Genomic DNA, 14,692 nt, shown 5'->3' on the forward strand with positions numbered 1-14,692 from the left:
CCCTGCGCCCTCTGCATGATAAGAGGGCGGAACGAAATGCAAGACTCGGGCAAATCATGTCGCGAGAACGCGAATGTATGACTTCGCTGTCCGCAACACATTCGATGTCGTGCCTGCGAAAGCAGGGACCCATAACCACAAATGCTGATTGTTACGCAACGCGGAATGACGAGTCTCGTTCACAACGTCGCCGCGGAGTATGGGTCCCTGCTTTCGCAGGGACGACGAATGGAGAGCGGCTTGTCTTGCAACTACAAGCCCTCCTCAATCCCGATACGACGGATCGGCACGATCGAGCTTGCGCAGCAGAGCGGGCCAGGCGAGTTCGCCGTTGCGCGCGGCGCGGTCGGGCTTCGGCAGCATGCGCTCGTAGGTGTCTTCGAGAGTTTTTTTCGGCGGGTAGACCAGCTTGGTGTTGCAGGACAGCGCCATCACCTGCGTCTGGCAGGCGCGTTCCAAACGGAACAGCACGTTGAACGCCGACGGCACGGTCTGGCCGACAACCAGCAGGCCATGGTTGCGCAGGATCATCGCCTCGTTGTCGCCGAGGTCGCGGACCAGGCGTTCGCGCTCGTCGACATTGTCGGCGATACCTTCGAAGTCGTGATAGGCGATATGCAGGAAGCGCATCGAGGTCTGCGCGAGCGGCAGCAGGCCGCATTCCATCGCCGAGACCGCCATACCGGCGGGCGTGTGGGTGTGCGCGACGCAGTCGATCTCGTGCTTGGCCATATGGATCGCGCTGTGAATGACGAAGCCCGCGACATTGACGTCATAATCCGAGGCGTTGAGCAGCGTGTTGCCCTGCACATCGACCTTGATCAGGCAGGACGCATCGATCTCCTCGTAGAGCATGCCGTAGGGATTGATCAGGAACTGGTCGGTGGTGCCGGGCACGCGGCAGGAGATGTGGTTGGCGATCATCTCCGTCATGCCGTAGATCGCTGTCAGCCGGTAGCAGGCGGCGAGATCGACGCGGGCCTGCCACTCCTCGGTGCTTACCTGATCGCGAACCGATTTGACGACCTTGATCGCGGGGGAACTGACAGCGGAATTCATGGCGTTCTCTCCTGAAGATCTGGATTGGCCGAGGCCGGCGGTTGGTGTGCAAGATAGCAGAATCCGCACGGCAGCAAGGCGCGCCCTGTCAGCTTATTTGCAGGTCTGGCGGGCAAAATTCGAATGCGCCATTGGCCTGCAGCGGGTTCGATGTCAGTATGCGAAAAAAGAGCCGAGGCGCACATAATGAGCGAGCGCAAGATACGTATCGCCGTCCTGCATTTCTCCCACGAAACCGTCTCGTTCCTACCGAACGAGACCACGCTCGACGATTTCATCTATCCGGGCTCGCCGGCCAAGGGCGAGGCGCTGCTGCGCTTCGATGCCAGGAATTACATGGGCGGCTTCGTGCAGGTGGCGCGGGAGTTTTCCGAGGTCGAACTGGTCGGCATCGAATCTCCGTTGTGGCCGAGGACCGGCACCGGATCGGGCTGGATCACCCAGGAAGCCTATCGGACCTTTGTCGGCAAGATGATCGCGGGCCTTAAGGAAGAGGGGCCGTTCGACGGCGTCTATCTCTGTTTGCATGGCGCCATGGCGGTGCGCGATGTTCCACGCCCCGAGGCCGATCTGGCCCGGCAGGTCCGCGAAGTGGTGGGCCGTTCCGCCTTCATCGCCGCGACCTTCGATCTTCACGGCAACGAGGACGAGGCGTTCCTCGAACAGGCCGACATGGCCTTCACCGTCAAATATTTTCCGCACTATGACGCGCATCTGCAGGGCGAGCGTGCCGCACGGATGCTGGTGCGGGCGATCCGCGGGGACTACACGCCGACGCACACAACCATCAAGGTTCCCGTGATCTCGCCGACCGTGCTGCAATGGACCGGAGCGCGGCCGTGGATGGACCTGGTGCAGCGGGCGCTGGTGTGGGAGGCCCGCGAGGTCGACGTCTATGTCAACATCTTCTTCGGCTTTCCGTTTGCCGATGTCCCCGATGTCGGCATGACCGTGCAGGTCCTGACCAATGGCAATGCAACACTCGCCGAGCAGGTTGCGCGCGACCTCGCCGCGACGATCTGGCGGCTGCGCACGGAGTTGCTGGAATCGACACAGCTCGACAGTATTACCGAAGGTGTTGCGCTGGCAAAGCAAGCCATTGCGGATGGAAACACGCCGGTCGTGCTGGCCGATCACAGCGACCGGTCGGGATCGGCGACCTGGCTGCTGCGCGAGATCATCGCGCAAGATCTGCCCAACACGCTGATCGCCACCATCGCGGACGCCAGGGCGACCGCGAGCCTGAGGGCGGCCGGCGCCAAGGCCGGCGACGCCTTCGATATGGAGATCGGCGGACTGGCCGACGAGTCGGCGGGCGAACCGGTCCGAATCCAGGGCACGATTACGGCGGCTGGCGAGGGGCAGGGGCAGTTCTGGGTCTGCGTGCGCTTCGGCCGCGACAATGTGCTGATCCTCTCCACCTATCTGGTGCAGATCATGGAGCCGTTGTCGTTGAAGACGCTGGTGCCTGACATCGGCGCCTTCGACGTGATGGCGATCAAGTCGCGGGTTCATTTCCGGCGCGGGTTTGACGACAACGGTTTTGCCAGGACGATCCTTCTGGTCGAGCCGGAGCAGCCGTTCCTTGGGACGACGCGTCTGGACCAGCTGCCGTACCGGAATGTCGACCTCGCGCGGTTCTATCCGTACGGCAACCCGGCGTTTTCCGTGTAAGCGTCATGACCGACAGCCGCTATCGCGTGATCGGATCGACGGCAACGCACACTTTGATTTACAACCATAAGATGTTAGTGTTGGGTCTTACCTGACGAAGACGATGGTTTCTTTTCCTGGACGTGCTTTGGCGAAACTGCATTTTCCGGCGTGACTGACCCTCGACGGGTCGATTTGAGATGCTGGCCCCGTCCACCATTGCAAGCGGGAGATATCAATGAGCGGCAGCGATAAACTGAATCGGCGCGACTTCATCGTGACGACGGCGGGCGCCACAAGCGTCCTGGCCGCCGGCACATCGATTGCTGCGGCAGATCAGGCCGATCCGCTCGGTCCCGGCTTTGACCAGCAGGACCCGCTCAAGCAGTACTGGACGAAGCCGCTCGGCGAACTCGTGCACGTCGATTACGGCCGGGATACGAGGGAGCTGGAGCGGCCGGAGAGCCAGGAGCGTCACCGCATCTACAGCTATCTGCTGATGAAGCTGATCCTGCGTTTCTGGAACGGCAACAAGAACGGCCCGATCGGCAACTATCCGCAGCGCGCCAACCAGCTCGATCCGTCCGTACCCAACCGCTATCGCGGCGATCTCAATGAACGCGATGACCGCAGCCATACTGCGGGGGATCGCTATCTCGGCCACAACATCGCCTGCATCGCGGTCGACGGCCTCGGCCACATCATCGATTTCGACTTCAACCATAATGCATTCTTCCGCAGCTCTGCGGAGCACGCGGAATCGCGGCTGGTCCGGCGTCTGTTCAGCCTGACCGACGTCTTCGACAGTTGGAAGACCGGGGCGCATGTCGCGGCCAGGCCGCATGCCGCGTTCCTGAGCGAGGTTACGCTCTACACTTCGCTGGAATCCTGCGCGCAGTGCTCCGGTGTGATGTCGCTCGCCGGTGTGAAGCAGATCGTTTACATGCAGAATGACTTCACGGCCTACAAGATCGGCAACATCATGTACAATCTGGCCAATCGCACGCCGATCAAGGACAAGGACGGCAATGTCACCGGAAGCTTCGCTGGAGCTCCGGTGCCGATCCCGGCCTCAAAGGTCGGAATCGCGGAGTTCGACCGGCTGAATCAGGGCAATCTGGGCTTCATGAAGAAGATGAACGACGGCGGCGAGCCTTTCTTCCGTTCAGCCAGCTTCGCCGATCACGATCCGTCGATCACCTCGTTCCTGTGCACCGACGACGCCTATGACATCTTCAAGGCCGGTGCGGCCAATCTGGACAGCCTTCAGCTGCAGTTCGGGGGCTATCGGTTTCCAGTGCAGGATCCGTTGCCCGACGATCCCGCCAAGCAGACCCTGACCAATGACGAATGCCTGGCGGAGGCGCGCAAGTTCTTCGAGTATGTCGACATCGAGGGGTATCGCGGATCGCCCCACAAGCTGTGAGTCCGACGTCGAGCCTACTTGCGTCGAGCCTATTTGCGGTGCCTGCTTCCGAGCGCGAGCGTGATCGTCTCCGGCCTTTCGATCCGCTCGATCAGCAGGTCGATCCGATCGCCACCCCAGAACAGCTCGCCGTTGAACACCATGCAGGGAACGCCGAACACGCCGAGCGCTTCGGCTTCGTCGATGATGCGGTCATGCTCCGTGCGGGCCGGTCCGCGCACATAGGCTTCGAAATCGTCGGCGGAGCCGCCGATTGCGGAAATCACGCCGGAAATATCGGAGAGTTCGTCGATCTCCAAATCGTGGTTCCAGAACCGCTGGAAGACCGTGTCGTGATAGGGTCGAAACAGTCCATGACGCTGGGCAAACAGCATCCCCGCGCTGGAATAGAACGCATCATAGATCCGGCGCGGACCCTTCATGACGAGACCTTGCGCGTTGGCGAAGCGCCTCGCGTCCATATACAAATAGCGCACCTTGCGCCAGAAGTGCGGGGTGCGCTCTTCGACGGTGCCCATGAACTCGGGAATGCGCAGGGTGTACGGGAGCCACTCCAGTTCGACGCCGTGTCTGTCCTCGAGCTCGAACAGGCGTTTGTTGGCGACGTAGGCGTATGGGCTCTTATAGTCGGTATAAATCCGTACCCGCGGCTTTTCCATCATCGTTCCTCACCTGGCTCGGATAATTGTTTCCGATCTGGAGCGGTGAGGCAATGCGGCGTGACGATTGAGACGGCAGCCAAACGAACGCGGGGCAAACGAATGGGCCCCGGTGCAGTCAAGCAGCGCGGGGCCCTGATACTTCGTTTTAGCGAAGGATGTCTGGTACACACCAGTGAGACTTCGGGACCTAAAAGCGCTTGGCCTTCGCGCTCTCGTCCTGCGGATATGCTTGAATTGTCGGTAACGCAATGTGGCGAGCAGCTGCTGTTCGCCTCAATTTGCGCCGAGACCTTGCCGTTGAGCAAGGTCGCTGGCTTTCGCCGGTGGCGTCATGCTCCTCTCCAAGGGTGGGCCGACGGACATCTGTCCGCTTCTGCTGCCTGGCGGCCGATCATGTCATCGTCCGCCAATTCCCGCGACGCCGGGAGCGGCGCTCCCGCACTCCAACAGGTGCAGTCACCGAAATGCTGCGGCAGTTATGGTCGCCTGTCAAGTTAATGAGAGAGCGAATTCAGGTCAGCGTTCCTGTCAGGCCTTGGTCTGGCGATACTGATTGAAATCCGGATCGTGAGTCATCTTCCAGTAGTCGACGAACCGCCACGGCATTGCCGAGAACACGCGCCCGCGGCTGTTGCGGTAGTAGGTGGTCATGCCCGGATGCGTCCAGATCAGCTGCTCATGCTCGGCATCGACCTCGCGGATATACTGATCGTGCGCGTCGGGATGCACATCGATCGCGGCGATGTCGTTCTCGATCATCTCGACCAGGCAGGCCGAGATGTAACGGCTCTGGCATTCGGATTGAAAGATCACGCTGCCGCCATGTGCAGGCCCGAGTTCGGACCGAGCATCAGGAAGAGGTTGGGAAAGTCCGGCACGGTGAGACCGAGATAGGCGGTCGGATTGTCGTCACCCCAGGCCTGCTTGAGGTTCTTGCCCTCACGTCCAGTGATATTGAGCCGCGCCGCCATCTCGGAGACCTTGAAGCCGGTCGAGATCACGATGATGTCGTGCCGCCGCAGCCCGCCATCCGCGGTGACGACCCCCTCCGGCGCAAAACGGTCGATCTTGTCGGTGACGAGCTCGACATTCGGCTTAGTCAGCGTCCTGAACCAGTTGTTGTCGAGCAGGATGCGCTTGCCGTAGGGCGGATAGGTCGGCACGCATTTCTCGATCAGGTCGGGACGATCCTTCAATTCGGAGAGGATGAAGTCGGTCAGCTCCTGGCGATGCCGGTCGTTGCCCTTGTTGACAGCGCGATCGGGATGCGGCCAGGCCGGATCCTTGCGCAGGAACGGCAACAGCCCGTCGCCGTAACGCCAGAACATGTTGAACCGGTACCACTGCACATAGAATGGCAGATGTGCGAGCAGCCATTGCGCGCCTTCAGTGATCGGATCCGAATAGCCCTTCACCGGCCGCGCCCATTGCGCGGTACGCTGGTAGACCGTCACCGAGGCAACGCGATCCGCGATCGCCGGCACCAGCTGCATCGCAGTCGCGCCGGTGCCGATCACGGCGACATGTTTGCCGTCGAGCTTGATGTCTTCGGACCACATTGCAGAATGGACCTTCAGGCCCTTGAAGTCTTCATCGCCCTCAAAGCGCGCAGGCGAGGGGTCGTTGAGCTGGCCGATGGCGCTGACCAGCGCGGTCGACTCGAACGTCTCTTCGCCATCCTTGGTCTTGAGCATGGATATCCAGCGCCGTTTGCTCTCATCCCAGCGCGAGGCGACGAGTTCGGTGTTGAGACGGACATTCTTGCGGATGCCGTATTCGCGTACGACCTTGAGCAGATAGTCGAGCAATTCCTGGCGCTGTGCGAAGTAGCGCGTCCATGGATTGCGGGCACCAAACGAGAAGGAATAGGAGTGGTTCGGTGTATCGACGCCGCAGCCGGGATAGCGGTTGACGTACCAGGTGCCGCCGATCTCGGCCTGCTTCTCGACGATCGTGTAGGGGACAGCGAGCCGCCCGAGCGCAACACCGAGCGCGATCGCGCAGACGCCGGCGCCGACGATCAACACATGCTGTCGCGCAAGCGTCTCATCGGCCGGCCGCTTGTGCCAGCGAGCCTCACGCGGAACAAAGCCCATCTCCTCGCGCATCAGCGGCGCATATTCCGGCGTGACGTTCTCACCGAGTGTTGCGCGCATCATCTTCAGCACCAGCTCGTCGCCGGGATCGGTGATGACGGGCTTGGGCGTGCCGGCCGCGAACAGGTTCAGCACCGCGGCGCGGATCTCGTCCTGGATCTCCTTCGGCACGCCGGCATCGAGATCGGGGATCAGGCGGATGTCGCGCTTCGGCTTGTAGGGCGGCTCCAGCCACTTCTCGTCGCCGGTCATGTGCATCAGCACCATCAGCAACACGCGGATATCGCCTTCCGCGATGGCGGACGACAGATCGAAGGTCTTGCGCGGGAGCTCGATATTCATGTTGCTGTCTCCTTAGCTCGTCGGTGCGTCCGGCAGACCGCCATAGGCGGCCCAGGTGGTGCCCGCGATGTAGCCGGCATCCACCGGCAGGTTGATGCCGGTCACGCCGCTGCTCAGCGGCGAGAGCAGCCAGGCGATCGCCTGCGCCACTTCCATCGGCTCGACCAGCCGGTTCATGGCGGTCGGGTGCGCGAGCAGGTCCTTGTTCAGGGCGCCCGATGCGATGCCGGCTTCGAGCGCTGCCGTGCGGGTGAAGCCGGGCGACACCGCGTTGACACGGACGCCGACGCGGCCCCATTCGGCGGCGAGCGTCTGCGTGATCTGGATGACGCCGGCCTTCGCCGCGGTGTAGGCATGGATCGGTCCCGACGTCATGCCGGCGACCGACGCGACATTGACGATCGCGCCGTGCCGGCGCTTCGCCATTCCGATCCCGACGCTGCGGGCGACCAGAAATGTGCCACGGAGATCGATATTGATCTCGCGGTCCCACTGCTCCATCCGCACCCGCTCGATCGCATGCATCTTGCCGAATACGCCGGCCGCATTGACGAGGCCTGTGATCGGGCCATGCGCTGCCTCGATGTCGGCAACACCGGCGACGACGGCACTTTCGCTCGCGACGTCAAATGCGGCCGGCCAAAGGATCGCCTTGCTGCCGACCAGCGGTTCGGGCGCGATATCGACGATGACGACGCGATGCCCCTGATCGGCGAGCAGGGTCGCGATCGCAGCGCCGATGCCGCGGCTGCCGCCGGTGACGAGGATGGTGCCGTCAGCGCTCATGACTTTGTTTCCTTGTCGCCAGTGTTGAACAGGCCATGCGTGACCAGCTTCCGGTAGGCCGAGATGACGTAGTCGGGCACTGCCGTGACGCCGTGTTCGGAATAGGAATAGCGGCGGCTGAGATAACCGCGCGCGCCCATCAACACCTGAACGATGGCCTCGAACTCCTCGTCGCTGAAATTGTTGGTGGCTCCCGCAGTCCGCGCCCGCTGCAGGATCCGGACGTAGGCGATCGAGATGTTGTCGAAGTGCTTCTGATAGCCAATGGGCGCAAAGAACTCGGCCTCGTTGAGGATGCGCAAAAACTCCGGCACCTCGCGGATGAAATCGAAGAAGGCGCTGAAACGTTCGACCTCCTCCCGCGCCGCGCTGGCAGTGCCGGTCCGCGCGCGGATGAAGCGGACCATGTCGAGGCCGATCTTCGGCAGCAGCTGATCGAGCAGTTCCTGGCGGTTCTCGAAGTGATTGTAGAACGTGCCCTGCGCGACGCCGGCGGCTTCGGTGATGCGGGCAACAGAGGCTTCGGCATAGCCATATTTGCCGACGATCTTGGTCGCGGCGTCAAAGATCTTCTGCTTGGTCCAGGCATTGCGTTCGACGCGGTTCAGCTTGGCCACCTTGGCGGATGTCGGTTGCGTCATGCAGTAGCCTCGAGTTCGGCGCGGAGCACGCATTATATGAACTATGACTCATAGTTCATATAATGCGCCGTGTCATCCTCTTTGTTCTAAAGTCGTCGGCGAAATGCCGACGTCGCACAGCCTCTTTGCGCAACACAATGCTGATCGAAGTTGAGCGCCGCCACGCCGGGGCCGTCGGCCCTGTTGGCCACATCGTATTGGTGATGGAGGCCTATCGCACCAGCAAGCTGCTGCGGCGACTTCGCGGCCCCGGTGCCGCGGTATTCGCGGAGCAGAACATGCATTTTTGCCTTGGCCTTGCGAGCCAGGCGACGGTTATCGACAAAGGGCAGATCGTCTACACATCCTCCATCGAAGAGTTGAAAGCCAACGACAACATCCGGCAGCGCTATCTGGCGCTGCAGGGCTCTTCGCAAGCCGTGGGAGGACAAATGGCGGGCAAGTTAACGCCGACGCACGAGGCGCCGTATCGGGGACTGAAGGTGCTCGATTTCGGGCAAGGCATTGCCTCGCCCTATTGCGCGATGTTGCTCGGGGTCTATGGCGCCGATGTCATCAAGGTCGAGCCGCCCGAAGGCGACTGGTCGCGCTATCTCGGGACGACTTACGGCAATCACACGACCCTGTCGGCGGTCTACAACCGCGGCAAGCGCAGCCTGTGTCTCGACATGAAGCACACGGACGGGATTGCGATCGCTCAGCGGCTGGCCAAAGAGGCGGACGTTCTGATCGAGGGATTCCGCCCCGGTGTCGCCGAGCGCCTCGGGCTTGGGTATGAAAGCCTGTCGCTCGACAATCCAGGTCTGATCTATTTGTCTGTCAGCGGCTTTGGGCAGAGCGGGCCATATTCAAAGCGGCCCGGCTCGGATTCGGTGGCACAAGCGTTCTCCGGGCTGGTGTCGATCAATGTCGGAACCGACGGCGTCCCGCACCGGGTCGGCACAACGATCTCGGACGTGGTCACCGGCGTTTACGCGTTCCAGGCCATTGCCACGACCCTGTTCGCGCGTGCGACTGTCGGCACCGGCCGCTGGATCGACGTCAATCTCTGCCAGTCGACGGCGGCCTTGCTGGGCCACAAGGTCGCCGAGTTCATCCTCGAAGGCGGAACGCCGCGGGCTCTCAACGTGCCCGCCGGCACCTACCAGACGCAGGACGGCTGGATGATGGTGACGCTGGTCAATGAGCCGCAATACAAGCGCCTGTGCGCCGCAATCGGCCGCGACGATCTCGCCAGCGATCCGCGCTTTGCCGATTTCGCGGCGCGTGCCGATTCGGCGGATACGCTGATCCCGGAGATGCGCGAGGTCTTCCTGATACAGCCGACACAGGCTTGGCTGACCCGGCTGCACGCGGCCGATATCATCGCCGAGCGGATCCTCAACCCCGGCGAATGGCTGCGCAATCCCCATGTCGAGGCGACGAAGGCCTCCGTATGCCAGGATACGCCCGGTGTCGGCCCCGTCTACTCACCGCGGACACCAGGGATCGCAAGCCAGTCTGAGGATCTCTTGTGTCCTGCGCCCGATGTTGGACAGGACAGCCGTGCGGTTCTCGCGGAGGCTGGCTTTGAGGCCGCCGCGATCGATGATCTGCTACAGTCCGGCGCTGTGCGACAGGCCAAGAGATAGCGGGGAAGGCGGCATATCATGAGTACAGACCTCGTTCGTTACTCGGTCGCGGACCAGATCGCGGAGATCGTGCTGGATCGCGCGCCGGTCAATGCGCTCAGCATACCCTTGATCGACGCGCTGCTGGCCGCGCTGGCAAAGGCGCGCGACGATGAGGCCGTGCGCGCCGTCATCGTCAGCAGTGCCCACAAGGTGTTTTGCGCAGGGCTCGACCTCGACATCGTCAGGGGCAAGCCCGCGATCGAGACCAAGGCGTTCCTCGAGCGTCTGTATTTTGCGCTTAACGATACGCAGTACCGCCTGGGCAAGCCGACGATTGCGGCCGTCGATGGCGCAGTCCGGGCCGGCGGCATGACGATCGCGATTTCCTGCGACATGATCATCGCGGGCGACGCATCGACATTCGGCTACCCCGAGATCGATGTCGGCCTGATTCCGGCAATTCATTTCGTGCAGCTCCCGCGGCTGGTCGGAAAGCACCAGGCCTTCGGCCCTCTATTTCTCGGCGAGCCCTTCGATGCGGCAACCGCCTATCGCATGGGTCTGCTCAGCGAAGTTGTGCCGAAGGGGACGGCGCTCGATCGTGCCCGTGCGATCGCACAGAAACTTGCGACGAAATCGCCGATCGTGATGAAGATCGGCCGCGATGCCTTCATGCGCGCGATCGATACCGATTTCCGTCGCTCGGTCGAGAACACGGCGGAAAGCTTCGTGGTGGTCGCATCGACGGAAGACTGCCAGGAAGGACTTAACGCGTTCGTCGAGAAGCGGACGCCCAACTACAAGGGACGATGATGGCTGGATTATACTTTGAAGAGTTCGAGGTCGGGCAGGAATTCCATCACGAGTTCAGCCGAACCGTGACCGAGATGGACAACACCATGTTCAGCCTGCTGACCATGAACCCGCAGCCGCTACATCTCGATGCGCATTTCTCCGAAAAGACCGAATTTGGTCAGCGGCTGTTCAACAGCCTCTATACGCTCGGCATCATGATCGGCATGAGTGTGTACGACACCACGCTAGGAACGACCGTCGGCAATCTCGGCATGACCGACGTCAACTTTCCAAAGCCCGTCTTCCACGGTGACACGTTGAAGTCGCATACCAAGATCATTTCCAAGCGCGCCAGCAAGTCGCGGCCGACCCAGGGGCTGGTGGAATTCGAGCACACCATGACCAATCAGCGCGGCGAGGTGGTCGCAAGCTGCCGCCGGACCGGCCTGATGCATTGCAAACCGAAGGCATAAGCGATGCGATCATTCCTGTTCGTTCCCGGTGACAGCACCCGGAAATATGAAAGCGCGAAGAAGACCGCGGCCGATGCGCTGATCCTGGACCTCGAGGATTCCATCGCGCCGGACCAGAAGGTAGTCGCGCGCGGCATGACACGGCAAATGCTCGACGAGCGAGGACCGACCCAGAAACTCTACATTCGCGTCAACGCACTCGACACGAACATGACGCTTGGCGACCTCGCCGCCGTAATGCCGGGGAAGCCGGATGGCATCGTGCTGCCGAAATGCGCTGGCGCCGCCGACGTCAACAAGCTGGGGCTTTATCTCGACGCCTTTGAGGCTGCCTCGGGCATCGCGCAGGGCACCACGCGGATCGTGACGGTCGCGACCGAGACGGCGCGAGCCGTCCTCAAGATCCTCGACTTCGAAAATATGAGCCCGCGGCTGTGGGGTATGATGTGGGGAGCGGAAGATCTTGCGGCCTCCCTGGGCGCCACGCGCAACCGCACCGATGGCCGCTACCATTCGCCGTTCATCCTGGCTCGCGATCTCTGCCTGCTCGGCGCAACTGCCGCAGGCGTCGTGGCGATCGATACGATCGCGACCGACATCAACGATCTCGATGCATTGAAGGCCGAGGCGATCACCGCGCGTCAGGACGGGTTTCAGGCCAAGGTCGTGATCCATCCCAAGCACGTTGATATCGTCAACGCGGCATTCATGCCGACGGATGAGGAGGTCGAATGGGCGCAACGTGTCGTAGCCGTGTTTGCGGGCAATCCGTCCGGCGTCGCGAAGATGGATGGCAAGATGCTCGACAAGCCGCACCTTCGTGCCGCGGAGAAGATCCTGGCATCGCGCGGGCAGTGATCAGTCATCGGGCTTGATCAACGCGCCATCGGCGACCAGGGAGGCAATCTCTGCCTCCGCGAGCCCCGCCTCACGTAAAATATCTTCGCCGTGCTCACCGAGACGCGGCGGGTAGCTCCGGATCGATGGCGGTGTCTTGCTCCAGGTCGCGGCAGGGCCGGCAACCCGTAATGTGCCTTCCGTCGGATGCTCGATCGACTGGATCAGTCCGACGGCCTTAAGATGCGGATCGTCGATCAGGCTGTCGAGGTCGTGCAGCGGCGCATGCGGAATGTCGGCGTCCGCGAAGAAGGCCATCCATTCCGCCGTCGTGCGGGTCTTGACCATCTGCGAGAACCAATCGTAGACGAAGTCGTAGTTCCGCGCTCGCGCTGCGATGTTGTTGAGCCGGGGATCGCGGTCGGCTTCGTTGGCAAGCCCGATCCTGGCGAAGAACGCGTTCCACTGCTTGTCGGTATAGACCAGCGCGCAGATGTAGCCGTCGCTGGTCTGGTAGGGGCGGCGGTCGGGCGACAGCAACCGTGAATAGCCAGCCGGTCCGATCGGTGGCTCGAAGCTGCGGCCGGCCATGTGATCGCCGAGCACGAATTGCGCCATGGTCTCGAACATCGGGATTTCGATCGCCTGGCCTTGGCCGGTCCGCTCGCGGTGAAACAGCGCCGCAAGGATCGCGTGGACGGCGTTGAGGCCGACGATGCGGTCGGCCATGGTCGCCGGCGAATAGCGCGGCTCGCCGGTGACTTTGCCGGTGAGCGCGGGGAGAGCGGTCAAGCCCTGGATCAGATCGTCATAGGCGGGCCGCCCCGCATAGGGCCCGGTTTCGCCGAAGCCGTGCAGGCTGGCGTAAACCAGCCTTGGGTTGACGGCGAGCAGGTCGGTGGCCCCGAGCTTCAACCGCGCCACCGCCGCGGGGCGGACGTTGTGGACGAAAACGTCGGCATTTGCAGCCAGCCGCAGCAACGCCGCGCGGCCGCCCGCCTGCTTCAGGTCCAGCACGATCGAGCGCTTGTTGCGGTTCCCTTGCAGGTACATCGCGCCCATCGCCGGATGGCGCATTGGGGCCGCATGGCGCATGACATCGCCATCGGGGCTTTCGACCTTGATCACGTCGGCGCCGTAGTCGCCGAGGATCATGGTCGCGTAAGGCCCCATCATCACGCTGGTGAGGTCGATGATCCTGACCCCGGCGAGCGGTCCCGCCGGCGCGGATGGCGTGTCTTTGGTGGGCGTTCCGCTCAATGGGTTGCAGCCAGCGCTTCGGTGAACGCCTTGAAGACGTCGGTGCCGGGCTTGCCGCGCTTGTCGACGTCCTTCACCCAATCCAGCGCGACGGATTTGAAGGCGGTGTCGAACACCTTCTTGTCGTCGGCGCTGAAGTTGATGACCTTCATGCCCTGTGACTTGATCTTGTCGGTGGCAGCCTTCTCGCCGTCCTCGAAGCGCCTGCAGGCCTCGCGCGTGGTCTGCTCGCCGGCTTCGACCAGCGCCTTGCGCACGTTCTCGGGCAGCGATTTGAATTTCGTCTCGCCGATCGAATAGGTGAAGATCGCGGTCCCGAAGTTCAGCCTCTCGGTGCCGGATTTCAGGATCTTGCCGAAGTCGTAGGACGCCGAGCTCTGGTAGGAGAAGATCAGCCCGTCGAGCGTCCCGCGGGTTAGCGACTCGTAGATTTCAGGGGCAGCCATCCGCACCGGCACGCCACCGATCGAGCGCATCATCAGATCCATGGCGCCGCCCGTGGTGCGGATCTTCAGCCCTTCCAGGTCCTTTGCAGTCTTGATCTCGCGGCTGGTCGCAAGCTGGACCTGATAGGCCGGCAGCGCGAGCGTCACCAGCGGGCGGAGCTGGTTGGGAGCGAATTCCTTGGTCTCCAGGATGCCGCCATTATGCGAGATCTTGTAGAAGGCGAGCGAGCCTTGACACTCGCTGTCAAAGATACCGGGCAACTCGGCGACAGCCGTCAGCGGAAACTTGTCGGACGAGTACGACGGCACGATGTAGGAGACATCAGCCACGCCGAGCGCGGTGAGCTGGGCCATATCCTTGGCCTTGCCGAGCTGCTCTGCCGGGAAGTGGTGGAATGTGACCTGGCCGTTGGTCAGTTTCGTCACCAGCTCCGAAAATGGCTTGCCGACGAGTTCATGGATCACGTGGCCGGATGGCAAGCTGTCGGAGAGGCGGAGCGTGATCTTCTCTTGCGCCAGGACCGATGACGCAGACGTCGCCAGCAAGGCTGCCGCAACGCCGGCGTGGGTGAACAATCGAGAATAGAACTTCATTATGATCTC

14 protein-coding genes are annotated in these 14,692 nt (G+C 62.2%); 6 read left to right on the plus strand and 8 right to left on the minus strand.

The window, feature by feature from the left end:
- Nucleotides 1-264: 264 nt before the first annotated feature.
- Nucleotides 265-1,059: a class II aldolase/adducin family protein gene (locus ACP2YO_RS15015; protein WP_426441529.1), complete on the minus strand. Its 795-nt coding sequence runs from the start codon at nucleotides 1,057-1,059 to the stop codon at nucleotides 265-267.
- Nucleotides 1,060-1,245: 186 nt separating this feature from the next.
- On the opposite strand from ACP2YO_RS15015, the gene ACP2YO_RS15020 reads away from it, so the two are divergent.
- On the plus strand, nucleotides 1,246-2,733 hold the full coding sequence (locus ACP2YO_RS15020) for a M81 family metallopeptidase (RefSeq protein ID WP_426441530.1): 1,488 nt from the start codon (nucleotides 1,246-1,248) through the stop codon (nucleotides 2,731-2,733).
- 217 nt (nucleotides 2,734-2,950) lie between these two features.
- On the plus strand, nucleotides 2,951-4,138 hold the full coding sequence (locus ACP2YO_RS15025; RefSeq protein ID WP_426441531.1) for a hypothetical protein: 1,188 nt from the start codon (nucleotides 2,951-2,953) through the stop codon (nucleotides 4,136-4,138).
- Between the two features lie 29 nt (nucleotides 4,139-4,167).
- Here the strand turns inward: ACP2YO_RS15025 and ACP2YO_RS15030 are convergent, their stop codons facing one another.
- The 5 genes from ACP2YO_RS15030 to ACP2YO_RS15050 form a co-directional block, all read right to left on the minus strand.
- On the minus strand, nucleotides 4,168-4,797 hold the full coding sequence (locus tag ACP2YO_RS15030) for a 2-hydroxychromene-2-carboxylate isomerase (protein ID WP_426443197.1): 630 nt from the start codon (nucleotides 4,795-4,797) through the stop codon (nucleotides 4,168-4,170).
- A gap of 531 nt (nucleotides 4,798-5,328) precedes the next feature.
- Nucleotides 5,329-5,613 (minus strand): hypothetical protein, encoded by a 285-nt coding sequence (locus tag ACP2YO_RS15035; protein WP_426441532.1) that lies wholly within the window; start codon nucleotides 5,611-5,613, stop codon nucleotides 5,329-5,331.
- A complete protein-coding gene (locus tag ACP2YO_RS15040) occupies nucleotides 5,610-7,238 on the minus strand; it encodes a flavin-containing monooxygenase (RefSeq protein WP_426441533.1) in 1,629 nt (542 codons plus the stop codon). Before ACP2YO_RS15040 ends, ACP2YO_RS15035 begins: the two co-directional genes overlap by 4 nt.
- Before the next feature lie 12 nt (nucleotides 7,239-7,250).
- Nucleotides 7,251-8,024: an SDR family NAD(P)-dependent oxidoreductase gene (locus ACP2YO_RS15045; RefSeq protein WP_426441534.1), complete on the minus strand. Its 774-nt coding sequence runs from the start codon at nucleotides 8,022-8,024 to the stop codon at nucleotides 7,251-7,253.
- Nucleotides 8,021-8,665, minus strand: coding sequence for a TetR/AcrR family transcriptional regulator (locus tag ACP2YO_RS15050; protein WP_426441535.1), 645 nt, complete (start codon nucleotides 8,663-8,665; stop codon nucleotides 8,021-8,023). The genes ACP2YO_RS15045 and ACP2YO_RS15050 overlap by 4 nt, the downstream gene beginning before the upstream one ends.
- Before the next feature lie 137 nt (nucleotides 8,666-8,802).
- Between ACP2YO_RS15050 and ACP2YO_RS15055 the strand changes: the two genes are divergently transcribed.
- The 4 genes from ACP2YO_RS15055 to ACP2YO_RS15070 are packed head-to-tail and all read left to right on the plus strand — an operon-like array spanning nucleotide 8,803 to nucleotide 12,404.
- Entirely contained in the window at nucleotides 8,803-10,296 is a 1,494-nt protein-coding gene (locus ACP2YO_RS15055) for a CoA transferase (protein WP_426441536.1), read from the plus strand.
- Nucleotides 10,297-10,314: 18 nt separating this feature from the next.
- Nucleotides 10,315-11,091 carry an enoyl-CoA hydratase/isomerase family protein gene (locus ACP2YO_RS15060; protein ID WP_426441537.1) on the plus strand — a complete coding sequence of 259 codons (777 nt, stop codon included), beginning with the start codon at nucleotides 10,315-10,317 and terminating at the stop codon, nucleotides 11,089-11,091.
- Nucleotides 11,091-11,546: a MaoC family dehydratase gene (locus ACP2YO_RS15065; protein ID WP_426441538.1), complete on the plus strand. Its 456-nt coding sequence runs from the start codon at nucleotides 11,091-11,093 to the stop codon at nucleotides 11,544-11,546. Before ACP2YO_RS15060 ends, ACP2YO_RS15065 begins: the two co-directional genes overlap by 1 nt.
- A 3-nt stretch (nucleotides 11,547-11,549) precedes the next feature.
- Nucleotides 11,550-12,404, plus strand: a complete 855-nt coding sequence (locus ACP2YO_RS15070; protein WP_426441539.1) for an HpcH/HpaI aldolase/citrate lyase family protein — start codon at nucleotides 11,550-11,552, stop codon at nucleotides 12,402-12,404.
- Here the strand turns inward: ACP2YO_RS15070 and ACP2YO_RS15075 are convergent, their stop codons facing one another.
- A complete protein-coding gene (locus ACP2YO_RS15075) occupies nucleotides 12,405-13,643 on the minus strand; it encodes a CaiB/BaiF CoA transferase family protein (protein ID WP_426441540.1) in 1,239 nt (412 codons plus the stop codon).
- The gene (gene dctP / locus ACP2YO_RS15080; protein WP_426441541.1) at nucleotides 13,640-14,683 is read right to left on the minus strand and encodes a TRAP transporter substrate-binding protein DctP; all 1,044 of its coding nucleotides are present in this window, start codon (nucleotides 14,681-14,683) and stop codon (nucleotides 13,640-13,642) included. Before dctP ends, ACP2YO_RS15075 begins: the two co-directional genes overlap by 4 nt.
- Between the last annotated feature and the right edge of the window lie 9 nt (nucleotides 14,684-14,692).

Source organism: Bradyrhizobium genosp. P, from assembly GCF_049949265.1.
Taxonomy (GTDB): domain Bacteria; phylum Pseudomonadota; class Alphaproteobacteria; order Rhizobiales; family Xanthobacteraceae; genus Bradyrhizobium.